The organism is Brevundimonas sp., from assembly GCF_013912065.1.
In the GTDB taxonomy this organism is placed as follows: domain Bacteria; phylum Pseudomonadota; class Alphaproteobacteria; order Caulobacterales; family Caulobacteraceae; genus Brevundimonas.
Genome location: NZ_JACESA010000001.1, coordinates 88,215 through 112,960 on the forward strand (window position 1 = coordinate 88,215; position 24,746 = coordinate 112,960).

Below are 24,746 nucleotides of genomic sequence, written 5' to 3' on the forward strand. Positions count from 1 at the left end.
CCTTGTGGCCGAAATCGACGCGCGTCTCGAAAATGAAATGACCCCTGAACGCAAGCAGCGGCTGGGCCGCATCCAGTTCCGGTCCTGGCGGCGGGGCTTCCGCGAGGCCGACATGGTGCTGGGTCCGTTCTCGGACCAGGTGGCGCCGACCCTGACGGACGCCGAGCTGGATCTGTTCGAGCTGCTGATCGACGAGGAGGACCAGTGGCTCTACGGCTGGATCATCGAGCGTGATCCGACGCCGCCCGAGTTCGAGACGCCTGTCATGGCCAAGGTCCGCGCCTTCATGCGCGAGCATGTGGCGGCCGAGGTCGGCAAGGGCATCGGCTGATGGATCAGCAGGTCACTGTGCAGCACCGGAGCGACGCCGATCTGGGCGGGGCGCCGGAGGGGCTGGACGCCCTGGTCGTCGCCGAGCGGATCAAGGCGAGCGGCGGGGTCGGGGTCTTCGTGGCGCGCGACTATCAGCGGTCGGGCGGTTTCGTTCAGGCGTTCCGATTTTTCTCGCAAGATATAGAAATTCTGGAATATCCCGCCTGGGACTGCCTGCCCTATGACCGGCTGAGCCCGACGGCGGGGATCGCCGCCCAGCGGATGGCGACCCTGACCAGGCTGGCCCTGCGCAAGCCGGGCGACGCGCCGGTCCTGGTGGTCACGACCGTCGGCGCGGCCATGCAGAGGACGCCGCCCAAGTCGGTGACGACCCAGGCGGGGTTTGAAACCAAAGTCGGGCGCGACCTGGATATCCAGGCGCTGGAGCGGTATTTCGCCGCCAACGGCTATGTCCGGGCCTCGACTGTCTCTGAGCGCGGCGAGTTCGCGGTGCGGGGCGGGGTGGTGGACGTCTATCCGCCGGGCTTCGAGGAGCCGGTGCGGCTGGACATGTTCGGGTCCGAGCTGGAATCGATCCGCACCTTCGACCCCGAGACCCAGAGATCGACGGGCCAGATGACGGCGGTGTCGCTGGCGCCCGTGTCGGAGGCCCTGCTGGACGCGGACGCCATTTCGCGGTTCCGCACCGGCTATCTGAAACTGTTCGGGGCGCCGGGCGATGATCCGCTGTACGCCACCATCAGCGAGGGGGCGCGGCGTCAGGGCATGGAGCAGTGGCTACCGCTGTTCTACGAGACGCTGGACAGTCTGTTCGACTATCTGCCGGATCAGGCTCAGATATTCCTGGACAATCAGGTCGAGACGGCGCGAGGCGAACGCTGGGACCTGATCGAGGACGCCTATGAGGCGCGTGCCGAGGCCGCCAAGGCCAAGGGGCACGCCGCCGCCAATCGCGCCCTGTCGCCCCGGTCGCTGTATCTGGACGCCGGAGACTGGAACCAGGCTCTGGCCGGGCGGTCGGTGCGTCGGTTCACGCCCTTTTCCGGGGGCGGGGAAGACGCCGGCGGACGGCTGGGGCGGACCTTCGCGGCCGAACGGTCGCAGGACAGCGTCAATCTGTTCGAGGCCGTCGCGGCCCATGCTGCGGCGCTGAAGGCGGAGGGCAAGCGGGTGCTGTTCGCCTCGTGGACCGAGGGCTCCTCCGAACGTCTGGCGACCATGCTGGCGGATCACGGCCTGGATCATATCGTCGCCGTGCGCGACTGGTCCGATGTTCAGGCGGCGCCGAAGGACCTGTATCTGCGCGGCGTCCTGCCGGTCGAGCACGGCTTCGTCACCGACGAAGTCGCGGTCATTTCCGAGACTGACATCCTGGGCGACCGTCTGGCGCGACCGCGCAAGAAGCGGCGGGCGTCGAACTTCCTGGCCGAGGCCTCGGCCCTGACGACCGGGGATCTGGTCGTTCACCTGGATCACGGCATCGGCCGTTATGAGGGGCTGAAGACGCTGGACATCCAGGAGGCGCCGCATGACTGCCTGGAGCTGTTGTACGCTGGTGACAGCAAACTCTATCTGCCGGTTGAAAATATTGATCTTCTGACCCGTTACGGCACGGACGCCGACGGGGTTCAGCTGGACAAGCTGGGCGGGGCGGCCTGGCAGGGGCGCAAGGCCAAGGCCAAGGAGCGGCTGCGCGCCATGGCCGAGGGGCTGATCGCCCTGGCCGCCAAACGGGCGCTGCGCGAGACGGACGCCGTCACGCCGCCGCCGGGCCTGTTCGCCGAATTCTGCGCCCGCTTCCCCTATGAGGAGACGGACGACCAGCTGAACGCCATCGGCGACGTGCTGGAGGATCTGGGCAAGGGCACGCCTATGGATCGGCTGATCTGCGGCGACGTCGGCTTCGGCAAGACCGAGGTGGCGCTGCGCGCCGCCTTCGTGGTGGCCATGACGGGCCAGCAGGTGGCCATCGTAGCCCCGACCACCCTGCTGGCGCGGCAACACTACAAGACCTTCACCGAGCGGTTCGCCGGCTGGCCGGTCAAGGTGCGGCAACTGTCGCGGATGGTGGGATCGAAGGAGGCGGCGGAGACGCGGGCGGGGCTGAAGGACGGCTCGGTCGAGATCGTCGTCGGCACCCATGCGGTGCTTTCCGAACAGGTCGGGTTCCGCGACCTGGGCTTGGTCATCGTCGACGAGGAGCAGCATTTCGGCGTCAAGCACAAGGAGAAGCTGAAGACGTTGCGCGCCGACGTCCACCTGCTGACCCTGACCGCGACGCCGATTCCGCGCACCCTGCAGATGGCCCTGTCGGGCATTCGCGAGATGTCGATCATCGCCACCCCGCCGGTCGATCGGCTGGCGGTGCGGACCTATGTGACGCCGTGGGATCCGGTGCTGGTGCGCGAGGCCCTGCTGCGCGAGAAATATCGCGGCGGTCAGGCCTATTATGTCGCGCCGCGTCTGAAGGACCTGCCGGCCATCGAGAAATTCCTGCGCGAGCAGGCGCCCGAGATCAAGTTCGTGGTCGGTCACGGCCAGATGAGCGCGACCCAGTTGGAGGAGGTAATGAGCGCCTTCTACGACGGGGAATATGACGTGCTGGTCTCGACCACCATCGTCGAAAGCGGGCTGGATATTCCGACGGCCAACACCCTGGTGGTGCACCGTGCCGACATGTTCGGTCTGGCGCAGCTGTATCAGATCCGGGGTCGGGTCGGCCGGTCCAAGGCGCGGGCCTTCGCCTATCTGACCACTGACGCGGTCAAGCCGATGACCCTGTCGGCCGAGCGGCGCCTGCAGGTGCTGCAGTCGCTGGACAATCTGGGCGCCGGCTTCCAGCTGGCCAGCCACGACCTGGATCAGCGCGGCGGCGGCAATCTGCTGGGCGATGAGCAGTCGGGCCATATCCGCGAGGTGGGCGTCGAACTGTACCAGCAGATGCTGGAGGACGCGGTCGCCGAGTTGCGCGAAAAGGGCGAGGGCGCGGCCGTGGATCGCGGCTGGTCGCCGTCGATCAATGTCGGGGCTTCCGTCCTGATTCCAGAGGAATACGTCCCGGACCTGAACGTCCGTCTGAGCCTGTATCGCCGCCTGTCCGACGCCGAACAGGCCGAAGATCGCGAAGCCCTGGCCGCCGAACTGATCGACCGGTTCGGGCCCCTCCCGGACGAGGCGCAGCAACTGCTGAAGATCGTCGGGATCAAGTCCAACTGTCGCCGGGCCTGTATCGAGAAGATCGACATCGGGCCGCGCGGCGCGGTGCTGACCCTGCGCGACAACAGCTTCCCCAATCCCATTGGATTGGTTGGGCTGATCCAGAAGAACCAGGCCTTCTGGAAGATCCGGCCGGATCAGAAGATCGTGGTGACGGGCGATTGGCCGACGGCGGAGGACCGGCTGAAGGTTGCGGAGCGGATCACCGCCGATCTGGCGCGGGTGGCGGGGGCGTAAGGTCGCGTCGCCTTGGCCCAAGGCTGGCCACCGCCATAGAGCTGCGGCGACGGCCGGTCAGAAGCTGGCCAACATTGCTGGATCGACATTCATGACGGTGTGGGACAGCACCACGAGCCATATCGCCAACGGTGCCGAGCAAGGTGCTGGATTGGGGCTCAGCATAGTCGCGGTCGCAGCCAGACTTACACGGGTTTCCGTGGAGCTGTCGGACAATGCCTGGGGCTGGTAGTTACAGGCGTGTTCCCGAGAACAGGGGGACGAAGCCACCACCTGACCTCTGGCGTTCGGGTGACAGCCTTGGGCATATGACGCTTAGGTCTCATGGTCGCCCCAGTCGGCCGACGGGAGACGACGCCCATTCCGCGACCGGTCATTTACCGGAGACCAAAGTGGTTCCCTGTTGAAGATCACGACGGCGGTGACGTCGATCTCGCGACCACGTCTCGCCGCTGTCGAAGACTTCGCATACGGACAAGCTGTCCCCGTTAATCGGCCGGCGTTGCGTTTGAGGATCAACCTTGGATAAAATATTCCTCAAAAGAATTTGATTTCGCCTCAATGAACAATCTCATAATTCGAAAGTTGGTTGGGCATCGGTTGATAAATCTACCGATAGATAATGGTCAATATCACTACTCATTGGCCTCCAGCATATGGAGATTACCATGAAAAATAGAATGATGATTATGTCAGCAGTTGCTGCACTGACCGTGGCTGGTGCAAATAGTTCTTCTGCGCAGACATCTACCCTGATGACGAAGGACGACGGTGAATGGATCACGGTCACCGGGAACATCAGCAATGTCACGCCTCAGGGATTCCGGATCGACTATGGAACGGGTGTGCTGCCCGTCGAGATGGACGGGTTCTTGCCGACGTCCACCGAGGGATTGCGCAATGGGGACTGGGTTACGGTCAGCGGCCGGATTGACGACGCCCTCTGGGAGCGCCGTTCAATTGAGGCCTCCTCGGTCTACAGTTCACGGATGCAGGAGCGGCTATGGGCCAACGCCATGGACGAGGAGGGGGACATGTTGATCACGCCCATCGACCTTCCTGACCAGGGGGACTGGGTTGGCGTGACAGGACGCGTCATATCCATTGATATTATGGAAGATGAAATGGTCGTAGACGTCGGACCGCAAACCCTGCAGGTCGACGCCAGCGGTCTTGGTCAGCCGATGACAGCCACGCGCGGTGACCTCGTGTCGGTCTATGGTCGTCTTGACGATGCCGACCTGTGGGACGGCCGTGAAATCGATGCTTCCTCGGTCGTCATCCTGAGGCAGAGCTCCATCTGACGTTTGTTGTCGCGACCGTCTCCGGCTGGCTCGGCGACGGTCGCGCGCGGGGCCTGCCTCGCGCAATCTTCAGTCTCGCAGCGCCCACCTGACGGACGCGGGTGATGATTTCTCCCTAGCGCGTCTTGTCGAACAGGTCGGCGGAGGCGCGTTCCAGCAGGGCGCCAGCGGATTCGCCCGGGCGCATTTCGGCGGCGCCGACATCGAATTCGGCGACGAAGGGAGAGCGGTCGGGGCCGGCGTCGAAGGCCGTGCAGCCGATGACGGCGGCGATCCGTTCGGCCGCCAGGCGCGCGGCCTCCACCTGGGTCGCGGGCAGGGCCAGGGCGAACACCTCCTTGGCCAGGCGGGCGGGCGTGTCCTCGACCCGGACCAGGCGCGAGACCATGGCGCCGATCTGGGGCATGGCGCGATCCAGCCAGCCACCCTGGCGCGCCCAGACGACGGGATCGGTTTCGCGGACCCGCAGCACGCAGACGGACAGGGCGCGCTTGCGAGCACGCGACGCCTCGGCGACGCGGCCCAGATGGGCGGCGAACAGTTCCGGCGTGAACAGACCGGTGGAGGAATCCATCAGTTCGAGGTTGCGCACGGAATCCAGCGCCTTGCGGATGATCAGGTGACGGCGGTGCGCCCCCGCCATGGCGAGGACCCGTTCGGCCGTCTCGTCTTCCGGCGTGTCGATGGAGGCGACGTCGGCGAAGCCGCGGTTGAACAGTTCGTCGAGACTGATCTCGGCTCCGCCTCGCAGATAGAGCATCAGGGGGATGTGATAGAGGCGGGTGTTGCGCTTCATGCCCGAGGCGATCGACAGGGCGGGCGCATGGTCCTTCGCCCCCCACAGGATGGCGGCGTCGAACGGGCTTTCGTGAAGATAGTCGAAGGCGGTGTAAGGGGTCGGCGCAGCGACCACCTCGACCCCGGCGGCGACGAGGGCGTTCGACAGGGCCAGGAAGCGGCGGTCCGCGACCCCGGCGGCCAGAACCCGCAAGGGTGTGGCGGCGTCCGCGCGGACGTCCAGATCGACGCCCCGCGCGGCGAATGTGGCGGAGCGGAGGTGGAATTCCTCCTCGGCTATGGCGGCGCGCCCCAGCTGTTCGAGACGGAGGGCCGCCTGGGCCGGATGCGGCGGGACCGACATGGCGATGTCCGCTCCCTCGACCGAATCGGGCTTGGCGCCGACGACCATGATCGGCAGGCGACGGGGTTCCGCCGCGGCGCGCAGACGCAGCGGCGCGTCGGGTGTCAGCGAATCAAAATCGACCACGGCGGCTTCCAACGGGAAGTCCTGGAGCGTCGCCTCGGCCGAGGCGATGTCGCGCGCCGTGACCGTGGTCCATCCCAGGGCGTCCAGTCCAGCGACGAGCGGACCGATCCTATCGTCCTGGGCCGCCAGGATCAGTACGCGCGCGTCGAAAGCCAAGTGATCGTCTCCGTGTGACGCCCGGCGTCAAAGCCTCCCCCGGAGGCGGCTGGACCATAGCGACGCGCCCCTTAATGAAGCAATGTCTCGAAGCCCACGGGCGTGCGGAAAGACCGGTTCACGCGGATGGGACTTCCCCCGCACACGAAATCCTCTAGGTTCCGCCGCCTGTGCAACGGTTGCGAGAACCGGTTTGAGTGACGACCTGACCCGATCGGTTCTGAGGGCGCCCGGATTCTGGGGCGGGTTGGCGGTGCGCGCCTTCACCCGAAGCTGGGGACGGGACGTGATGCTCTACACGGGCGGGGTGTCCTTCTTCGCCCTGTTGGCGGTTTTCCCCGCCATCGCGATCCTGATCGGCTTCTACAAGCTGGGACTGTCGATCGGAGAAGTCAGCGCCCAGGCGGCGGCGCTGTCGGACCTGCTGCCCCGCGCGGCGCAGACGATCTTCCGCGACGAGATCACCCGATTGACCAATGCCTCCGCGCGTACGGTCTCGACCCAGAGCGTCTTCGCCCTGATTGTCGGCGCCTATGCGGCGCATCGTGGATTCAAAGCCTTGTTGGCGGGTCTTAATCTCATTCATGACGAAACCGAGCCGCACGGCTTCTTCAAATTCAACCTGCTGGCCTTCTTCGTGGCGGTAGTGGCCTTCGGGCTGTTCACCGTGGTGTCGGGCGCCGTGGTGACCGCCCGAATTCTGGCGCACACGGCGTCGTCAGCAGCCGACGCAGGCGAAGCGGGGATCTTGCCGCTGGACGCCTTCCTGCCGGCGCTTGGGCTCGTGGTCGGCCTGACCCTGCTCTATCGCTACGCCATGAGCCACACCTCGCCGGTCGCCTGGCTGCCGGCGCTCACGGGGGGGCTGGTGGCGACCCTGATGTCGGTGATCTCGTCCTGGCTCTGCGCCATCTATGTCGAGCAGATCGCGCCCCTGGGGGCGACCTATGGTTCGGTCGGTGCGGTGGTCGTGTTGCTGATCTGGTTGTCCTGGAACGTCAACGCCATCTTCTACGGCGGGGCCTTCGCGACCGAAATGGAGATGGCGGCCGAGATCGACGCCCGCGAGAGAGCCCTGGCGAAGACCGCTTCGGCCGATGTGGTCGACCTGTCGGCGCGCCGGGCCAGCCACAGGACGCGGCCCTAGAGCCGGCTGCGGTTCGGCTGGAGCTAGCCGATCTCGACGGTCAGGCGGAGCAGGCCGGCGGTCTCTTCGACCGCGATCATCCGGCCCTGCTTCTGTCGCATCAGAAACGGCACGTCGATCCGCGCCATGGGGTCGGTGGCCAGCAGGACGAAGCGTGTCCCCGCCGCCGCTCCATCCATCGCCTTCATCAGCATCAGGCTGGGGGTCGGACAGCGATGACCGCGCGCATCGACGATCCGCGGCTCGGTCACGAGGCCAGACGATCGGCCAGCAGCGCCAGGGCCACGCGCACGGCGGCCATCCGGATCGCGTCCCGGCCGAGGTCGCCGAACGCCTCGCGGTGATGGATCAGGCCGTCGGGTCCCTGGGCCGCGAAATGGACCAGGCCGACCGGCTTGTCGGGCGAACCGCCGCCTGGTCCCGCTATGCCGGTGACGGCGACGCTGACCACGGCGAGAGAATGCGCCACCGCACCCTGGGCCATGGCGCGGGCGGTCGGTTCGGACACGGCGCCATGGGCGATCAGCGTAACCTCGGGCACGCCCAGCATCTGTTGCTTGGCCGGGTTGCTGTAGGTGACGAAGCCACGGTCCAGAGCGGCGGACGAGCCGGGGATGGCGGTAAGGGCGGCGGCCACCAGGCCGCCGGTGCAGCTTTCGGCCGTCGCCAGCATCAGGCCCCGCGCGGCGGCGGTTGCGACGATCTGCTGCGCCTGGCGCTGGATGTCTTGCGGGAACATGATCTTTCCATAGGCCGCCGGACCCGCTCTAACCAGTGCATGACCGACGTCGCCGAACCCCAGATCGCCGTCAAATCGAACTCCGGGCGTATGACCCCGATCCTGTTCGCCGTCGCCGTCTTCACCTCGGCCTGTCTGGTCTTCGTGGTGCAGCCGATGGCGACCAAGCTGATCCTGCCGACGCTGGGCGGATCCCCGTCGGTGTGGAACGCGGCCATGGTCTTCTTCCAGACCGCCCTGCTGGCCGGCTACGGCTACGCCCACCTCCTGCAACGGATCGGGTCGATGCGGATCCAGGTGACGGCGCATCTCGGACTGCTGCTGGCCGCCGCCCTGTTCCTGCCGCTGAGGATCAGCGGCCTGTTCGGCGATCCCGATCCGGCGGCGCCGACGGCGTGGCTGTTGGCCACCCTTGCCCTGTCGATAGGCGCGCCGTTCGCGGTGCTGTCGGCCACCGCGCCGCTGTTGCAGGCCTGGTACGCCCGGGTGCGCGCCGGTCATGCCGACGGGCGCAATCCCTATGTCCTCTATGCGGCGTCCAACCTGGGCAGTTTTCTGGCGCTGCTGTCCTATCCGGTCCTGATCGAGCCCCTGGCCAGTCTGTCGGGCCAGCGCTGGGGGTGGAGCGGCGGCTATGGGCTGTTCGTCCTGATGATCGCCGGTCTGGGGCTGCTGGCCTGGCGCCGCCGCGACGCGGCCGATCCCGAACCGGCGCCTCTGCCCGTCGGGGCGGCGATCGCCTGGCGTGAGAAGGGGTTGCTGGTCCTGCTGGCCGCCGCCCCGTCCAGCCTGATGCTGGGGGTGACGGCGCACCTGTCGACCGACGTGGCCTCGGCGCCCTTCCTGTGGGTCATCCCTCTGGCCCTCTACCTGCTGACCTTCGTCATCGCCTTCCAGGCGCGGCCGGTCATTCCCCTGTATCTGACCCTGACGATCCAGGCCGGGGTGCTGGCCGCCTGCGCCGCCCTGGCGGCCTTTCGCACGACCGAGTGGTTGTTCATCTTCGGGGTCAATCTGACGGCCTTCTTCTTCACCGCCCTGATGTGCCACCAGCTGATGGCCGAGCGCCGGCCGGCGCCGGGGCGGCTGACGGAATTCTATCTGCTGCTGTCGCTGGGCGGGGTGCTGGGCGGGGTGTTCAACGCCCTGATCGCACCGGTCGTGTTCAACATGGTGTGGGAGTATCCGCTGGTCCTGGTCGCTGTCGGCTTGCTGCGGCCGGGGCGAGGGGGGGAGGTGCGCTCATGGGAGATCATCTGCTGCGTCGTCGGCGTGCTGGTCGCCCTGGCGGGGCCGCTGGGACTGGCGCTGGTCCGATACGCCCCCGACATCCGCGACGCCGTGCCGGATCGCGATCTGGTGCGGATCGCCCAGGCTGTATTGGGGATGGCGGCTCTATTCGCCTTCCTGTTGCGACACCGGCCGGTGATGTTCACGGTCGTCGTGGGGGCCATGGTCTGGTCCGGCTATACAGTCGCGCGCGGCTATGACTGGGCCCTGACGGAGCGGAGCTTCTTCGGCGTGATGCGGGTGGCCAGCACGCCGATCGAGGGGCTGGACGGCCCCGTCCACGTCCTGATGCACGGCACGACCCTGCACGGCGCCCAGGCGCAGTCGGCGCGGTACCGGTGCCTGCCGACCCTCTATTACGCCACCACCACCCCCCTGGGTCAGGCCGCGCTCATGACCCATGCCAAGCAGCCGGGCGGGGCCCATATCGGCGTCGTGGGACAGGGGTCGGGGGCCATGGCAGCCTACAAGCGCGCTCAGGACCGGATGAGCTTCTTCGAGATCGATCCGATGGTGGACCGGATGTCGCGAGATCCGCGCTGGTTCAGCTTCATCAATGGTTGCGCCGAGGGGCCTGTGCGGACGGTTCTGGGCGACGCGCGGCTGACGATGGCGCGGGAGCCCGCTGGAACCTACGACCTGTTGATCATCGACGCCTTCAGCTCGGACGCCGTGCCCACCCATCTGCTGACGGTCGAGGCGATCGCCGGTTATCTGCGGCTGCTGAAGCCCGAGGGGGTGGTGGTGCTGCACCTGTCGAACCGGAATCTGGAGATCACCCTGCCGGCCGAGGCCGCCGCCGCCGCGCTGAAGGCGCCGGCCCTGCATCAGATCTATGCCGAGCGGCGGGAGGCGGCGCAGATGTCCGAATCCTCGACCGAGGCGCTGATCATCGGCAAAAGCGAGGCGGCCCTTGCGCCCTATCGCGCCGATCCGCGCTGGCGCACCCTGGCGGCGACAGAGGTGCGGCCCTGGACCGACGACTATGTCAATCTGTTCGGCGCCCTGGTCCGGCAGATGCAGCATGCCGCCCGCTGAAGCGGGCGAGGAGAGGTCTCAGGCCGAAACGGGGATTTCCACCGTCGCAACGGCCTGGGCGGCGAGGCCTTCGCCTCGACCCGTGAAGCCCAGGCCCTCGGTTGTGGTGGCCTTGACGCTGACAGCGTCCAGCGGCAGCGCCAGCAGACCGGCGATCCGCTCGCGCATGGCCTGGCGGTGCGGCTTCACCTTCGGTCGTTCGCAAATCAGCGTCACGTCAACATTGACGATCCGACCGCCCCGCTCGGCGACGAGGCCGGCGGCGTGGAGCAGGAACTGGTCGGAGGCGGCCCCCTTCCATTTCGGATCGGTGGGCGGGAAGTGATCGCCGATGTCGCCCATGGCCATGGCGCCCAGCAGGGCGTCGGTCAGGGCGTGCAGGCCGGCGTCCGCGTCGGAATGGCCGATCAGGGTCTGGTCGTGCGGCACCTCGATCCCGCACAGCCAGACCGAGCCGCCGGGCCCCCAGCGATGCACGTCGTAACCGGAGCCGACGCGGGTCTGGTAGCGGGTCGGTTGCGACAGCAGGGCCTCGGCCATGGCGAAATCCTCGGGATAGGTCAGTTTCATCAGACGGGCGTCGCCGGGGACCAGCGCCACGCGGCCGCCGTGGCGTTCGACGACGACGGCGTCGTCGGTGGGCGTCTCAGCATCGTCCCAGGCGGCGTAGGCGGCCTCTATGGCGTTACGCCGGAAGGTCTGGGGAGTCTGAGCGCGCCACAGGCCGTCGCGCTCGACCACCCCGGCCATGACGCCGTCCTGGCCGCGACGCAGGCTGTCGGCGACCGGCAGGACGGGCAGGGCGCCGTCGGCCTCGGACAGGGCGGCGATCAGCCGTTCGATGACGGCGCGGTTCAGCAGGGGGCGGGCGGCGTCATGGATCAACACCGGCTGATCCGGAGCGCAGGCGAGGGCGGCCAGGCCCGCTCGGACCGACTCGGCGCGGTGCGCGCCGCCCACAACCGCGCGCCAGTTCGACAGACCCGCCAGAGCCTCGGTCGCGCGGGTCTCGGCGCCGGGGGCGATGACGACGGCCAGTTCGTCGGCGCCGGCCTCCAGCAGGGCCTCGGCCGACCAGCGCAGCACGGGTTTGCCGCCCAGGACGCGCCACTGTTTGTCGCCGCCGGCGCGCGAGCCCGAACCGGCCGCGACGATGATGCCCGAAAAACTCATGACGGCCTTCTAGAGCGCGTCGCAACCGGACGAAACCATCAAACCGCCGCCGTCATGCTTGACGAGGGGGCGGTGAATGCTGCGAAAGGCGGAGATGGCCAAGACCCTACAGATCGGCGACGTGACCGTGCCCGGCCGAGTGCTGATGGCGCCGATGACCGGCGTCACCGATCTGCCGTTCCGCATTCTGGCCTCGAAACTGGGCGCCGCCTATGTGGCGACCGAGATGGTGGCGGCCAAGGAACTGGCGCGGGCGCGGCCCGACGTGGTGCGGCGCGCGGCTGTGGGCGCCGGTCTGCCCCTGACGGTGATCCAGCTGGTCGGGCGTGATCCGGGGCAGATGGCCGAGGGCGCGCGGATGGCCGAAAAGGCCGGGGCGGACATCGTCGATCTGAATTTCGGCTGCCCGGCCAAGGAGGTCACGGGATCCGCCGCCGGATCGGCCCTGATGCGGACCCCGGACCTGGCCTGCCGGATCATGGAGGCGGCGGTCGGGGCGACCACGCGGCCGGTGACGGTGAAGATGCGGCTGGGCTGGGACGACGACAGCCGCAACGCCGCCGAACTGGCGAAACGGGCGCAGGATATCGGGGTCAAGGCGGTGACGGTGCATGGCCGGACCCGCAAGCAGTTCTATACCGGCCACGCCGACTGGGAGGCGGTGGGGGCGGTCAAGGCGGCGGTCGGCATTCCGGTGATCGTCAACGGCGATATCCTGACGGCGGATGATGCGCGCGAGGCCCTGGCGAAGTCAGGGGCGGACGGTCTGATGCTGGGCCGCGGCGTCTATGGGCGGCCCTGGCTGGCGGCGCATCTGGAGCGAGCCTTGATCGACGGCGTCGCGCTGGACGAGCCGGGGCCGGAGGCGCGGCTTACGATCGTGATCGAACATATGCGGGCCTCGGTCGATTTCTATGGTCTGCCCCTGGGGCTGCGCATGTTCCGCAAACACCTGGGCTGGTATATCGAACAGGCGCCTTGGCCGGCCGATCCGCAACACAGGCGCGCGGCGAAGGCAAGAATTTGCCGGCTGGAGGAGCCCGAGGCCGTCGAGGTGGAAATGACCCGGCTTTGGCGGGGAAATTTGCCAAGGACGACCAACTCGGTTGTTGAAATCGAGCCACAGTTGGTCGACACTGCTGTGGCATGACGGATACGCCCTCAGCCGTGACCCCTCGGACCGACCCCGCGTCGGACGATGAGTCGTTCTGGGGGCGGTTCGACGTTGAAAAGGCGCGGGCCGGGTTCGGGATCGGCTATTTCATCGCCGTGGCGATCACGGCGGCGGCGGTCTGGCTGGTGGCGGTGGCGCCGGGCGCCAACGCCGGCGCCGCGCGGGGCGCGACCAGCCAGGCGGTGCTGTTCGTCCTTCTGGCCAATCTGGCCCTTATCGCCGGCCTGGCCTTCATCGTCGGCCGCCGGGTGCTGGCCCTGGCGCGCAGCACGAGCGAGGCCGGGTCGCGGCTGCACCTGCGGTTCGTGACCCTGTTCTCGATGGTGGCCGTGATCCCGGCGGTGCTGATCGCCCTGGTGTTCGGCATGCTGGTCACGCGAGGCGTCGATCAGTGGTTCAGCCAGAACGTCCAGGCCTCGGTCGAGAACGGCGCCGTCGTCGGTCGCGCCTATGTCCAGGACGTCGCCTCGTCCGTGGACACGGACCTGGTGACCATTTCGGAACAGCTTAACAGCGCCAGAGGCCTGTTCGACGACCGCATCCAGTTCAACGACGCCCTGGCCCAGGTCGGGGAGATCTTCGGCTATCCGGCCATCTATATCCTGAACGGCGACGGTCAGGTGCTGGCGCGGGCGGAAAGACCCGATGCGCCGCCCTATCTGGCGCCGCCGCGCACCTATCTCGAGGACGCCGCCGAAGGGGGCAAGCCGCCCACCGATGTGACGCAGAACCCGGATGCGGTGCGGTCGATCATCGCCCTGCCGGCCTATGGGGACGCCTATCTGTATCTGGTGCGACCGCTGCAGGACGGATTGGTCGCGCGGATGAATGCCTCGATCCAGTCGATCCAAGCCTATCGCGAAGCCAGCGAGAGCCGGGCGCGAATCCAGTCGGCCTTCATCCTCAGCTATCTGGAGACGGCCCTGCTGGTGCTGGTCGGAGCGGTCTGGCTGGGCATGTCGGCCGCCAACAGTATTTCGGCGCCCATCGGCCGATTGGTGAAGGCGGCGGGACAGGTGGCGGGCGGAGAGTTCAACGTCCGGGTGGAGAGCGACGGCGCCCCGGCCGAGATCGCCCTTTTGTCCGACGCCTTCAACCGGATGACCGGGGAGCTGCAGGCGCAACAGACCGCGCTGAAGGCCGCCAGCGACGAAGCCCAGGATCGAAGCAAATTCATCGAAACGGTGTTGTCGGGCGTCAGCGCCGGTGTGATCGGTCTGGATCGGCGCGGCCGGGTTTCGGCCATCAACGACAGCGCTCTGCAACTGTTGCACCTCGTCGAGGACGAGGTGGTGGGCCATGAACTGGCGGCCCTTTCGCCGGAGCTGAGCGACTTGGTCGGGCGGGTCGAGGCCCATATCGAAGAGGATATCGACATAAGCCGGGACGGGGAGACCCTGCGTCTGCGCGTCCGGATCGAGGGGGGGCAGGGCGGCGAAATGGTGCTGACCTTCGACGATATCACCCGGCTGGTGACGGCACAGCGCAACGCCGCCTGGCGCGACGTGGCCCGCCGCATCGCTCATGAGATCAAGAATCCGCTGACGCCGATCCAGCTGTCGGCCGAGCGATTGAAGCGGAAATACCGCGACAAGGTCGACGAGGTCGAAATCTTCGACCGGTGCACCGACACCATCATCCGCCAGGTCGGCGACATCGGCCGGATGGTTGACGAATTTTCGTCCTTCGCCCGTATGCCCGCGCCGCGCTTCGGTACGGCCAATCCCGCCGAAATGCTGCGCGAGGCCGTGTTCGCACAGAGGGTCGCGGCCGCCGATATCGCGGTCGACATGCAGGAGCCCCTGCCCAAGGCGACGTTGCGCTGCGACGCCCGGATGGTGGGACAGGCCCTGATCAACATCCTGAAGAACGCCGGCGAATCCGTCGCCGCCCGACGTCTGGCGGACGGAGAGGTTGCGGCGTCCGACGATACGGGGATCATCGCATCGCTGATCGTGGAGAACGGCCTGGCGACCTTCGTGGTCGAGGACGACGGGGTCGGCCTGCCGGCCAAGGATCGCGATCGGCTGACCGAACCCTATGTCACGACGCGCGAGAAGGGCACCGGCCTGGGCCTGGCGATCGTCAAACGCATCTGCGAGGACCATGGCGGCGAGTTGAAGCTCGCGGACGCCGAGACCCTGCGCGGCGCGCGCGTGTGCCTGATCTTCCCCCTGAAACCCCACGGCAAGACCGGCGACGCGACGGAGCGCAAGCTCCAAACCGTCGTCGCCGAATAAGCGAGGCAAGATGCGACCTACCGGTTCCGACATTCTGGTCGTCGACGACGAGGCGGACATCCGCGATCTGGTCTCGGGCCTGCTCGAGGACGAGGGGCACGCCGTGCGCGTGGCCGCCAACTCCGACGAGGCCCTAGCCGCGATCCGCGCGAGGAAGCCGTCGCTGGCGATCCTGGACATCTGGATGCAAGGCGGCGGTCTGGACGGGCTGGAGCTGCTGGAGGTGGTCAAGGAGATCGACCCCGACCTGCCGGTGGTGATGATCTCGGGCCACGGCAATATCGAGACGGCGGTGACGGCGTTGAAGCGCGGCGCCTATGACTTCATCGAGAAGCCGTTCAAGTCCGATAGGCTGGTGGTGGTGGTCGAACGCGCCATAGAGGCGGCGACCCTGAGGCGGGAAAACCGTCGTCTGCGGGTCCAGACCATGACGCCGTCCGGCCTGATCGGCCGGTCTCAGGCGGCCCAGGCCCTGCGCGGCACCATAGCCAAGGTGGCCCAGGCCAACAGCCGCGTCCTGATCGCCGGTCCGGCCGGTTCGGGCAAGGAGTTGGTGGCGCGCCAGATCCACGAGGCCAGCCCCCGCGCCCGCGCCGAGTTCGTGGCCATTTCCGCCGCCGGGATGACGCCCGAGCGGCTGGACGTCGAACTGTTTGGCGAAGAGGGTCAGGACGGCAGGCCGCGCAAGATCGGCGTGTTCGAGCGGGCCCACAACGGCACCCTCTATCTGGACGAGATCAGCGACATGCCGCGCGAGAGCCAGAGCCGCATCCTGCGCGTCCTGGTCGACCAGAGGTTCCGCCGCGTCGGCGGCGAGCAGGACGTTCAGGTCGATGTGCGGGTCGTCACCTCGACCTCGCGCGACCTCAAGACCGAGATCGCCGAGGGGCGGTTCCGCGAGGACCTGTTCCATCGGCTGAACGTCGTGCCGATCCGGGTGCCGGCCCTGTCCGAGCGGCGCGAGGACATTTCCGAACTGGTGGAGTATTTCGTCGAGACCATCAGCGCCTCGCAGGGCCTGCCCCGGCGGATCGTCGGCGAGGACGCCGTGGCTGTGCTTCAGGTCCATCCGTGGCCCGGTAATATCCGCCAGTTGCGCAACAATATCGAACGGCTGCTGATCCTGGCGACCGGCGATCCGAACGAGCCGATCACGTCCGACATGCTGCCGCAGGAGGTCGCCACCTCTAACGGATCCTCGTCCAGCCTGGGCGCCGAGCGCACCATCGCTCTGCCGCTGCGCGAGGCGCGCGAGGTGTTCGAACGCGAATATCTGGCGGCGCAAATCATGCGGTTCGGCGGCAATATCTCGCGCACCGCCGCCTTCATCGGCATGGAGCGATCGGCCCTGCACAGAAAGCTCAAGTCGCTGGGCGTCTCGCCGGCCCGGGGCGGAGAAGAGGAAGACGTCGCCTGATGTCCCGTGTCGCCTATGTCAACGGAACCTACAGCCCGCATGGCGAGGCCGTGGTCCATATCGAGGATCGGGGCTTCCAGTTCGCCGACGGCGTCTATGAGGTCTGGTCGGTGTTCGACGGCCGTCTGGCGGATTTCGACGGCCATATGAAGCGGCTGCACCGCAGCCTGGACGAACTGCGCATCGATATCCCCATGTCGGCGGCCTCGCTGACACGGGTGCTGCGCGAGACGATCCGGCGCAACAGAGTCAGGAACGGGATCGTCTATCTGCAGGTCACGCGCGGCACGGCGCGGCGCGATCACCCCTTTCCGGAGCCCGGCACCCCGCCCAGCGTCATCGTCACGGCCAAGTCGATCTCGCCGGCGCGCGGCGAGGCCCAGGCGAAGAAGGGGGTCGCCGTCCTGACGCAGCCGGATATCCGTTGGGGCCGATGCGACATCAAGACGGTCGGGCTTCTGCCGAACATCCTGGCCAAACAGGCGGCGCGCGAGGCCGGCGCCTATGAGGCCTGGCTGGTGGACGACATGGGGCTGGTGACCGAGGGTTCGTCGACCAACGCCTGGATCGTGGACGAGCACGGCAAGCTGCGTACGCGCGACACCCAGGCCAACATCCTGAAGGGCTGCACCCGCACCACGCTGATGGCCCTGATCAAGGAACATGGGGTCGAATTGGACGAGCGCCCCTTCAGCGTGGAGGAGGCCAAGCGCGCCCGTGAAGCCTTCTTCACCGCCGCCGGCGCCTTCGTCACGCCCGCGATCTCGATCGACGGAACGCGGATCGGCGACGGAACGCCGGGGCCCATAACCCTGAAGCTGCGTCAGCTCTATCTTGATCAGGCGCGTCGAGACGCCATTTAGGGCGTTGCCGGAGCATGGAGGCGGCGTTTAAGGTCGCCGCCGGCCGCCTTTCGGCCCCGCCGCCGCTCCCCCGGCGACGAACAACCAAGAACAGGAAAAACCTGCCATGTCGCAAGACAAACGTCAGAACCTTCAGGACACCTTCCTCAACTCGGTCCGCAAGACCAAGACGCCGCTGACCATCTTCCTGGTCAACGGGGTCAAGCTGCAGGGCATCGTGACCTGGTTCGACAACTTCTGTGTGCTGCTGCGCCGCGATGGCCAGTCCCAACTGGTGTACAAGCACGCCATTTCCACCATCATGCCGTCCGCGCCCGTGCAACTGTACGAGCCCGACGCCGAAGAAGATTGATTGACCCAAAAACTGATTGATCACGCCGCCCCCGTTCAGCGGGCGGTCGTCATCCACCCCGACGGACGATCCGAGTCGCCAAGGCTGGCTGAAGAGCGTCTCGAGGAGGCGTCCGGCCTGGCCCGAGCTCTGGACCTCGATATCCGGGGCGAGGAGATCGTGCGTATCCGAAAGGTCGCGCCGGCCACCCTGTTCGGCTCCGGCAAGGTCGAGGAACTGGCCGCCCTGATGCGGGCGGCCGAGGCCGACGTGGCCATCATCGACGATGCTCTGACCCCAGTGCAGCAACGCAATCTGGAAAAGGAATGGGAGGTGAAGGTCATCGACCGCACCGGCCTGATCCTGGAAATCTTCGGCCGCCGGGCGCGGACCAAGGAGGGGCGGCTGCAGGTCGAGCTGGCGCGGCTCGACTATGAGCGGTCGCGGCTGGTGCGCACCTGGACCCACCTTGAACGCCAGCGCGGCGGCACCGGCTCGACCGGCGGTCCAGGCGAAACCCAGATCGAGCTGGACCGTCGCCTGATCGCCGATCGGATCGTGCGGCTGAAGGCCGAGCTGGAAGAGGTGCGTCGGACGCGCGGCCTGCACCGCAAACAACGCCAGAAGGTTCCGTTCCCGACCATCGCCCTGGTCGGCTACACCAACGCCGGCAAATCGACCCTGTTCAACCGGCTGACGGGATCCGAGGTCTTCGCCAAGGACCTGTTGTTCGCCACCCTGGATACGACCCAGCGCACCATTCGCCTGCCGCAGGGCCGGCCGGCCATCGTCGCGGACACCGTCGGCTTCATCTCCGACCTGCCGCATGAACTGGTCGAGAGCTTCCGCGCCACATTGGAAGAAGTGGGCGAGGCCGATCTGATCCTGCACGTCCGCGACATCGCCTCGGCCGACAGCGACGCCCAGGCCAAGGACGTCGAGACGGTGCTGAAACAGATCGAGACGCCCGAGGGCAAGACCCGCCGGGTACTGGAAGTCTGGAACAAGATCGACCTGCTGGACGACGAGGCGCGGGAAGCCGTGCTGGGCCAGGCCGAGCGTCTGGCGAAGGACGGCGAAGCGGTCGCCGTCTCGGCCTGGACCGGGGAGGGGATTGAGCCCCTGCGCGAAACCATCGCCGGCCTGATCGACGACGACCCGGAAACCCGGATGACCATCGCGCCCGAACAGGGTGAGGCTCTGGCCTGGCTGTACGAGCATGGCCGGGTGACGTTCCGCGATACGGACGGCGAGGGCCGTACTCATGTCGCGGTTCGGCTGCACCCTGCGGCGCTGGGGCGTTTCGAACGCCTGTACCCAGACCTGGCGGGCTGACACCATGCATCTGATCGAGACCGTGCTGCTGCTGCTTCTGGCCGTCGTGGTTTCGGGCTCGATCGCACGCATCACCCGGATCGCCCTGCCGTTGGTGCAAATCGGTCTGGGGGCGGCCATTGTTCTGATCACCGGCAAGACGGTGGATCTCGAGCCGGACATCTTCTTCCTGCTGTTCCTGCCGCCGCTGCTGTTTCTCGACGGCTGGCGCATTCCGAAGGAGCACCTGTTTCGCGACCGGGCGGTGATCCTGGAATTAGCCCTTGGCCTGGTGCTGTTCACCGTCATCGGCCTGGGCTTCATGATCTGGTGGATGATCCCGGAAATGCCGCTGCCGGTGGCCTTCGCCCTGGCCGCCATCCTGTCGCCCACCGATCCCATCGCGGTCCAGGCCATCGCCTCGCGGTCGCCGATCCCCAAGCGGCTGATGCATATCCTGGAGGGCGAGTCGCTGCTGAACGACGCGACCGGCCTGACCTGTATGCGGATCGCCGTGATCGCCGCGACGACCGGCGTCTTCTCCATCGGGCATGCGGTCGGGACCTTTGCGTGGCTGGCCCTGGCGGGGGTGTCGGTCGGGATTCTTGTCACCCTGGCCATCAGCGCCGCCAAGGGGTTCGTCAGCCGTCGATGGGGCGAGGATACGGGCGCCCAGATCCTGGTCAGCCTGCTGATCCCCTTCGCCGCCTATCTGGTGGCGGAAGAGCTGCGCGCCTCGGGCATATTGGCGGCCGTCGCCGCCGGCATCACCATGAGCTTCACCGAGCGGAACGGCGGCAACGGCCAGTCTCTGGCCATGACGCGCATCCGGCGCGCCGTGGTCTGGGACACCGTCCAGTTCGTCGCCAACGGCATCATCTTCGTCATCCTGGGCGAGCAGATGCCGTCCATTATGGCGCGCGCCGCCGAAGTGGTGCGGGGGACCAGCCGACCCGAGATCTGGTGGCTGGCGGTCTATGTCTTCGCCATCGTCGCGGCCCTTGCCGCGCTGAGGTTCGTGTGGGTGTGGACCTCGCTGAAACTGACCCTGTTCCGCCGCCGCGAGCGGGGACCGCCCGCCAAGGTGGGGCTGCGCCTGACAATGGTCATGTCGTTGGCGGGCGTGCGTGGAGCCATCACCCTGGCCGGCATCCTGACCGTGCCGTTCGTCCTGGCCGACGGGTCGCCGATGCCGTCGCGCAATCTGGCGATCTTCCTGGCCGCGGGGGTGATCATCGTCTCACTGTTGCTGGCGACCTTCGCCCTGCCGCGGCTGCTGAAAAATGTCGAGCTGCCGCCCGAGCCGTCGCAACAGCAGGAAGAGGATCACAGCCGGATCGCCGCCGCCACGGCTGCGCTACGGGCCATCGAGGACGTGTCCCACGACATGGCGGAGGGCAAGCCCAACCCCGACCTCTATTCCGACATCGCCAGCCGGTTGATGGAGCTTTACCGCCACAGGATCGAGAGCCGCACCCGAACCGACGAGGACGATGTCGAGGCCGCGCGCCAGATGGACGAGATCGAGCGTCAGCTGCGTCTGGCCGGGCTCGCCGCTGAGCGGGAGGAATTCACCCGGCTAGGCCGGTCGCGCCAGATCGACGAGGAGACGGCGAAACGTCTGATCCGCGAAGTGGACCTGCAGGAGCTGCGGTATCTGTAGCGGTCAGCGGTCCATGAAGGCGGTGACGCCGGCATAGGAATCAGCGATGTGGTGGGCGCCGCGCGCGATCAGCCGGTCGGCGTGGCCGTCGCGGATGTGGCCGCCAGCGGTCAGGCCGATGACGGTCATGCCGGCGGCGACCCCCGCGGTGACCCCCGCCTCGCTATCCTCGATGACCAGGACCCGCGACGGATCGACGCCCATGTTCCGGGCCGCGTGCAGGAAGATGTCGGGATGGGGCTTGCCCCGCTCGACCACCAGGCCGGTGAAGACGGCGCCGTCGAAATGGTCGGTCAGGCCGAACAGGTCCAGGCCGACGCCGATCCAGTCTGGGCCACTGGATGAGGCGATGCAGCGGGCCTCGTCCCGGCCGGAAACGAAGTCGAGCAGACCGGGCACAGGTTTGAGATGCAGGGGCGCGCGGGCGCGGCAGGTCGCGAACCAGGTGGTGTGGAAGTCCTCGGGGCAGGGGCGGCCAAGGGCCGCCTCGACCACGGGGCGGTTGTCGCGCCAGCGCTTGCCCGTATAGGCGGCCAGCACGTCATCCAGACTGGTGGGCAGGCCTATGGCGGTCAGCTGTTCGGCCATGACGGTGCTGTTCAGCACCTCGCTGTCGGCGACGACGCCGTCGTAGTCGAAGATGATCAGGTCGTAGGTCACGCGGGCCTTGCTCAATCCTTGGAGGCGGTCTTCTCGGCGACCTTTGCGGCGTCCCAGAGGCGGTCCATTTCTTCCAGCGTCGACTGGTCGGGCGTGCGGCCGTCCTTGGCCAGCTCGGCCTCGATGAAGCCGAAGCGGCGCACGAATTTGGCGTTTGTGGCGCGCAGGGCGTCTTCAGGCTCGACGTCCAGCTTGCGGGCCAGGTTGGCGACGACGAACAGCAGGTCGCCCAGTTCCTCGCGCGCCTTGGCCTTGTCGCCGGCGGCGATTTCGACGCGCAACTCCTCGACTTCCTCGGCCAGCTTGTCGAACACCTCGTCGGTCGAGGGCCAGTCGAAGCCGACGCGGCCGGCGCGTTTAGTCAGTTTGGCGGCGCGGGTCAGGGCGGGCAGGCCGACCGGCACGTCGTCCAGCACGCCGGGCTTCTTGCGGTCCTTGCGCTCGGCGGCCTTGATGGCTTCCCAGGCGACGGTCTGCTCCTTCGACGACCGTTGCGCCTCGTCGCCGAAGACGTGGGGGTGTCGGCGTTCCAGCTTGTCGGCGATGGCCGTCACTACGTCGTCGAAGGCGAACAGCCCCTGTTCCTCGGCCATGCGGGAGTGGAAGACGACCTGGAACAGCAGGTCGCCCAGTTCGCCCTTCAGCTCGTTCAGATCGTTGCGCTCGATGGCGTCGGCGACCTCATAAGCTTCTTCGATGGTGTAGGGGGCGATGGTGGCGAAGGTCTGCTCCACGTCCCAGGGGCAGCCGCCGTCGGGGTCGCGCAGCCGCTCCATGACGCCGAGAAGTCGGTCGATAGGCGTCACGCCTTGGCTCCAGCATCGCGCGCTTCCAGCGCCAGACGGATTTCGTCATGGCGTTTGGGTGTGAGGGGGTAGCCCTTCAGCACCCAGGCGGCGGCGGCCAGCAGCAGGCCCGGAACCAGGATAAACAGCACTTGCAGCGTCAGCAGCGAAAAGGCGCTGTTGCCGCCCGCTGCGGGGATCGCCTTGAAGCCCACCCATTGTAGGATCAGGTAGGGGATCAGGGCCACGACGTGACCAATCTTGGTGGTCGCCGACAGGATGGAGAACATCAGGCCGGTGCGGTCCACGCCGGTCTCCAGCCGCACCTCGTCGCCCGCATCCGCCATCATGGCCCGCAGCAGGAAGAGGCCGGCGGCATAGGGCAGGCCGGCGATGAACATGGCCGCCGCCGTCAGGATGAAGTTGCCGCCGGGAACCAGGGTGGCGGCGATATAGAGGCCGGCGAAGATCAGGCTGGCGACCGCCAGGGCCTTATCCTTGCCGATCCGCGTCGCCAGCCAGGCCCAGATCGGGGCGCCGCACAGACCGGCGATGAAATAGAACAACATGAACAGGCCGGCCTGGCTGTGGTCGTAGCCTTTGATCTGGCCGAAGAAGAAGAACAGCAACGAGCCGGTGATGCCGGGCGCGACGCCGAGCAGCAGGTCGGCGATCAGCAGTTTGCGCACCGTCGGCATCTTCAGCAGGGCCAGATAGGCGCCGGCGCCGCCATGGGGTTGATCCCCGGCGTTGACCGGTTCCGGCACGGCGACCATGGCCAGGCCGATGGTCAGGGGTAGGGCGATCAGTATGGCCCAGCCCATGATGCGCACGCCGTCGGCGTAGGTTCCGATACCGGTCTGGATCACGACCGTCGGCAGAACCAGGATCAGGATGACGCCGATGATGTTGAACACCTGCCACCAGCCGTAGACGCGGCTGCGCTGGTCATATTGCGGGGCGAGGACGGCGGCCCAGCCTAGCTGGCCCAGAGTGCCGATCGAGAAGCCGAGGTAGAGGACCAGCAGCCAGCCGAACAGATAGGCGGGCGGTGCGCCGGGCTGGACCACCACGAACATCATGAAGGCCGACAACATCAGAATCGGCGTCGAGATCGCCATCCAGGGGCGATAGCGCCCGAGGCGGGTCTTGGTCTTGTCCATGCCCCAGCCGATGAAGGGATCGAAGACGATGTCGATCAGGCGCACCGCCATGAAGACGGCGGCGACCACGCCGAGCTCCAACCCCACGTGGGTTGCATAGAACTCGGGCAGGGTGACAGGAAGGGCCACGCCGAACGCCGCCAGGGGCAGGCAGGGGCCCGAGAAGGCGGCGAGCACCGCGTTCGAGCGGCGGGGCGTGGTCGTCGCGGCGGTGGCCATGCGTCGGTCCGGAAGATTCGGCGCGAGTCGGCCGCGCGTCACCATGCCAGCGATCCTCGGCGCATGCACTGACGACATCGGACACTTGCCGGATCAATCGGCTTGAGGCTTGCTGCGCTACATGTGGCGAAGTCTGATCGCGTTCCTGTTCCTGGCCTTCGCCCTGGCCTTCGCCGGCGGCGCTCGCGCGGCCGGGCCATGTCACACCAACGCCGACGTCTGGGGCGGGCAGGCCTTGGCCAACGCCGCCTCGGCCTACGGGATGGAGTGGGCGCCGTTCGGGGCGACGGAGTACGGCTGGATGACCTATGTCCCGCTGATCCAGCGGGATCTGCATACGGGGTGCGGCCCGGGCACGCCGGTCTTCGCTTCGCAGCTGGCGGGCTTCCAGCAGACTCATGGTCTCGCGCCGACCGGCCTGTTCGACTCCGCCGCATTTCAGGTCTTCCGGGGTATCTGGCAGGAGCGCCGGCCGTTCGTCATGGCGCGGACCCGCCAGGAATGCCCTGATCCCCCACCCATCAATCAACTGGGCTATCTGGTGGCGTCGGAGGAACACGCGGACCGGCTGACGCGACTGCTTCGACGCGACGTTCTGGACGCCTATCGACGGCTGGTCGCGGCCGCGCGCGCCGAGGCGCCCGAGGTGGCGGCCAATCCGGAACTGCTGCAGATATTCTCCGGTTTCCGCGATCCGGAAGCCGACGCCGCGCGCTGCGCCCAGCAGGGCAATTGCGACGGCCTGCGTCGCGCCGTCTGCTCGCCCCATCGAACAGGCACGGCGGTCGATCTCTATGTCGGACAGGCGCCGGGCCTGGGTGTCGATTCCACGGCTCCGATGAGCCGGGAACATATGGCGCGGACAGCGACCTATCGCTGGCTGGTGCTCAATGCCGAGCGGTTCGGCTTCGTGCCCTACGTCTATGAGCCCTGGCATTGGGAATATGTCCGGCCATGGGATCCGGCTTTCACACCGTGACTTGAGGCGGCCGGTTCTGCAGGTCTTTGCGGCGGAAA

General features: G+C 67.3%; 20 protein-coding genes. 13 read left to right on the forward strand and 7 right to left on the reverse strand.

Features of this window, described 5'->3' with window-relative positions:
• Window positions 1-37: 37 nt before the first annotated feature.
• The 3 genes from H2037_RS00400 (at window position 38) to H2037_RS00410 (ending at window position 5,090) form a co-directional block, all read left to right on the forward strand.
• Entirely contained in the window at window positions 38-331 is a 294-nt protein-coding gene (locus H2037_RS00400; protein WP_292116191.1) for a succinate dehydrogenase assembly factor 2, read from the forward strand.
• Window positions 331-3,786, forward strand: coding sequence for a transcription-repair coupling factor (gene mfd / locus H2037_RS00405; RefSeq protein ID WP_292116193.1), 3,456 nt, complete (start codon window positions 331-333; stop codon window positions 3,784-3,786). The genes H2037_RS00400 and mfd overlap by 1 nt, the downstream gene beginning before the upstream one ends.
• Before the next feature lie 668 nt (window positions 3,787-4,454).
• Window positions 4,455-5,090: a hypothetical protein gene (locus tag H2037_RS00410; RefSeq protein WP_292116194.1), complete on the forward strand. Its 636-nt coding sequence runs from the start codon at window positions 4,455-4,457 to the stop codon at window positions 5,088-5,090.
• A 115-nt stretch (window positions 5,091-5,205) separates the two neighbouring features.
• Here the strand turns inward: H2037_RS00410 and H2037_RS00415 are convergent, their stop codons facing one another.
• Window positions 5,206-6,513, reverse strand: a complete 1,308-nt coding sequence (locus tag H2037_RS00415) for a diguanylate cyclase (protein WP_292116197.1) — start codon at window positions 6,511-6,513, stop codon at window positions 5,206-5,208.
• A 193-nt stretch (window positions 6,514-6,706) separates the two neighbouring features.
• Between H2037_RS00415 and H2037_RS00420 the strand changes: the two genes are divergently transcribed.
• Entirely contained in the window at window positions 6,707-7,660 is a 954-nt protein-coding gene (locus tag H2037_RS00420; protein WP_292116201.1) for a YihY/virulence factor BrkB family protein, read from the forward strand.
• A 23-nt stretch (window positions 7,661-7,683) separates the two neighbouring features.
• On the opposite strand, the gene H2037_RS00425 is transcribed toward H2037_RS00420, so the two are convergent.
• Together H2037_RS00425 and H2037_RS00430 are read right to left on the reverse strand one after the other, a co-directional pair.
• Entirely contained in the window at window positions 7,684-7,911 is a 228-nt protein-coding gene (locus tag H2037_RS00425; RefSeq protein ID WP_292116205.1) for a sulfurtransferase TusA family protein, read from the reverse strand.
• Window positions 7,908-8,399: a CinA family protein gene (locus H2037_RS00430; RefSeq protein ID WP_292116208.1), complete on the reverse strand. Its 492-nt coding sequence runs from the start codon at window positions 8,397-8,399 to the stop codon at window positions 7,908-7,910. Before H2037_RS00430 ends, H2037_RS00425 begins: the two co-directional genes overlap by 4 nt.
• A 39-nt stretch (window positions 8,400-8,438) precedes the next feature.
• On the opposite strand from H2037_RS00430, the gene H2037_RS00435 reads away from it, so the two are divergent.
• Window positions 8,439-10,727, forward strand: coding sequence for a fused MFS/spermidine synthase (locus H2037_RS00435; RefSeq protein WP_292116210.1), 2,289 nt, complete (start codon window positions 8,439-8,441; stop codon window positions 10,725-10,727).
• A gap of 18 nt (window positions 10,728-10,745) precedes the next feature.
• Here the strand turns inward: H2037_RS00435 and H2037_RS00440 are convergent, their stop codons facing one another.
• Window positions 10,746-11,900: a bifunctional 2-C-methyl-D-erythritol 4-phosphate cytidylyltransferase/2-C-methyl-D-erythritol 2,4-cyclodiphosphate synthase gene (locus H2037_RS00440; protein WP_292116214.1), complete on the reverse strand. Its 1,155-nt coding sequence runs from the start codon at window positions 11,898-11,900 to the stop codon at window positions 10,746-10,748.
• Window positions 11,901-11,994: 94 nt separating this feature from the next.
• Between H2037_RS00440 and dusB the strand changes: the two genes are divergently transcribed.
• The 7 genes from dusB (at window position 11,995) to H2037_RS00475 (ending at window position 20,902) form a co-directional block, all read left to right on the forward strand.
• Window positions 11,995-13,050, forward strand: a complete 1,056-nt coding sequence (gene dusB / locus H2037_RS00445; protein WP_292116949.1) for a tRNA dihydrouridine synthase DusB — start codon at window positions 11,995-11,997, stop codon at window positions 13,048-13,050.
• A gap of 17 nt (window positions 13,051-13,067) precedes the next feature.
• Entirely contained in the window at window positions 13,068-15,314 is a 2,247-nt protein-coding gene (locus H2037_RS00450; protein WP_292116217.1) for a PAS domain-containing sensor histidine kinase, read from the forward strand.
• Between the two features lie 10 nt (window positions 15,315-15,324).
• Window positions 15,325-16,731, forward strand: coding sequence for a sigma-54 dependent transcriptional regulator (locus H2037_RS00455; RefSeq protein ID WP_292116220.1), 1,407 nt, complete (start codon window positions 15,325-15,327; stop codon window positions 16,729-16,731).
• Window positions 16,731-17,594, forward strand: a complete 864-nt coding sequence (locus H2037_RS00460; protein ID WP_292116222.1) for a D-amino-acid transaminase — start codon at window positions 16,731-16,733, stop codon at window positions 17,592-17,594. Before H2037_RS00455 ends, H2037_RS00460 begins: the two co-directional genes overlap by 1 nt.
• 106 nt (window positions 17,595-17,700) lie before the next feature.
• Window positions 17,701-17,946 (forward strand): RNA chaperone Hfq, encoded by a 246-nt coding sequence (hfq, locus tag H2037_RS00465; RefSeq protein ID WP_003164861.1) that lies wholly within the window; start codon window positions 17,701-17,703, stop codon window positions 17,944-17,946.
• Window positions 17,947-19,260 (forward strand): GTPase HflX, encoded by a 1,314-nt coding sequence (gene hflX, locus H2037_RS00470; RefSeq protein WP_292116225.1) that lies wholly within the window; start codon window positions 17,947-17,949, stop codon window positions 19,258-19,260.
• 4 nt (window positions 19,261-19,264) lie between these two features.
• Window positions 19,265-20,902, forward strand: coding sequence for a Na+/H+ antiporter (locus tag H2037_RS00475; RefSeq protein WP_292116953.1), 1,638 nt, complete (start codon window positions 19,265-19,267; stop codon window positions 20,900-20,902).
• A gap of 3 nt (window positions 20,903-20,905) precedes the next feature.
• On the opposite strand, the gene H2037_RS00480 is transcribed toward H2037_RS00475, so the two are convergent.
• From H2037_RS00480 to H2037_RS00490, 3 genes are read right to left on the reverse strand one after another with little or no spacing between them, the layout of a single operon-like run.
• The gene (locus H2037_RS00480; protein WP_292116227.1) at window positions 20,906-21,577 is read right to left on the reverse strand and encodes an HAD-IA family hydrolase; all 672 of its coding nucleotides are present in this window, start codon (window positions 21,575-21,577) and stop codon (window positions 20,906-20,908) included.
• Complete coding sequence (mazG, locus tag H2037_RS00485) at window positions 21,574-22,368, reverse strand: nucleoside triphosphate pyrophosphohydrolase (protein WP_292116229.1); 795 nt, start codon at window positions 22,366-22,368, stop codon at window positions 21,574-21,576. The genes H2037_RS00480 and mazG overlap by 4 nt, the downstream gene beginning before the upstream one ends.
• Complete coding sequence (locus H2037_RS00490) at window positions 22,365-23,729, reverse strand: MFS transporter (RefSeq protein ID WP_292116231.1); 1,365 nt, start codon at window positions 23,727-23,729, stop codon at window positions 22,365-22,367. Before H2037_RS00490 ends, mazG begins: the two co-directional genes overlap by 4 nt.
• Window positions 23,730-23,838: 109 nt before the next feature.
• Here H2037_RS00490 and H2037_RS00495 point away from each other — a divergent pair, with 109 nt between their 5' ends.
• The gene (locus H2037_RS00495) at window positions 23,839-24,708 is read left to right on the forward strand and encodes a D-alanyl-D-alanine carboxypeptidase family protein (RefSeq protein WP_292116232.1); all 870 of its coding nucleotides are present in this window, start codon (window positions 23,839-23,841) and stop codon (window positions 24,706-24,708) included.
• Window positions 24,709-24,746 lie beyond the last annotated feature (38 nt).

Excerpts from the sequence above, each read along its gene's own strand:
- H2037_RS00400 (WP_292116191.1), top strand. The coding sequence starts at position 38 with ATGACCCCTGAACGCAAGCAGCGGCTGGGCCGCATCCAGTTCCGGTCC.
- mfd (WP_292116193.1), top strand. The coding sequence starts at position 331 with ATGGATCAGCAGGTCACTGTGCAGCACCGGAGCGACGCCGATCTGGGC.
- H2037_RS00410 (WP_292116194.1), top strand. The coding sequence starts at position 4,455 with ATGAAAAATAGAATGATGATTATGTCAGCAGTTGCTGCACTGACCGTG.
- H2037_RS00430 (WP_292116208.1), bottom strand. The coding sequence starts at position 8,399 with ATGTTCCCGCAAGACATCCAGCGCCAGGCGCAGCAGATCGTCGCAACC.
- H2037_RS00435 (WP_292116210.1), top strand. The coding sequence starts at position 8,439 with ATGACCGACGTCGCCGAACCCCAGATCGCCGTCAAATCGAACTCCGGG.
- H2037_RS00440 (WP_292116214.1), bottom strand. The coding sequence starts at position 11,900 with ATGAGTTTTTCGGGCATCATCGTCGCGGCCGGTTCGGGCTCGCGCGCC.
- dusB (WP_292116949.1), top strand. The coding sequence starts at position 11,995 with ATGGCCAAGACCCTACAGATCGGCGACGTGACCGTGCCCGGCCGAGTG.
- H2037_RS00455 (WP_292116220.1), top strand. The coding sequence starts at position 15,325 with ATGCGACCTACCGGTTCCGACATTCTGGTCGTCGACGACGAGGCGGAC.
- H2037_RS00460 (WP_292116222.1), top strand. The coding sequence starts at position 16,731 with ATGTCCCGTGTCGCCTATGTCAACGGAACCTACAGCCCGCATGGCGAG.
- hfq (WP_003164861.1), top strand. The coding sequence starts at position 17,701 with ATGTCGCAAGACAAACGTCAGAACCTTCAGGACACCTTCCTCAACTCG.
- H2037_RS00475 (WP_292116953.1), top strand. The coding sequence starts at position 19,265 with ATGCATCTGATCGAGACCGTGCTGCTGCTGCTTCTGGCCGTCGTGGTT.
- H2037_RS00490 (WP_292116231.1), bottom strand. The coding sequence starts at position 23,729 with ATGGCCACCGCCGCGACGACCACGCCCCGCCGCTCGAACGCGGTGCTC.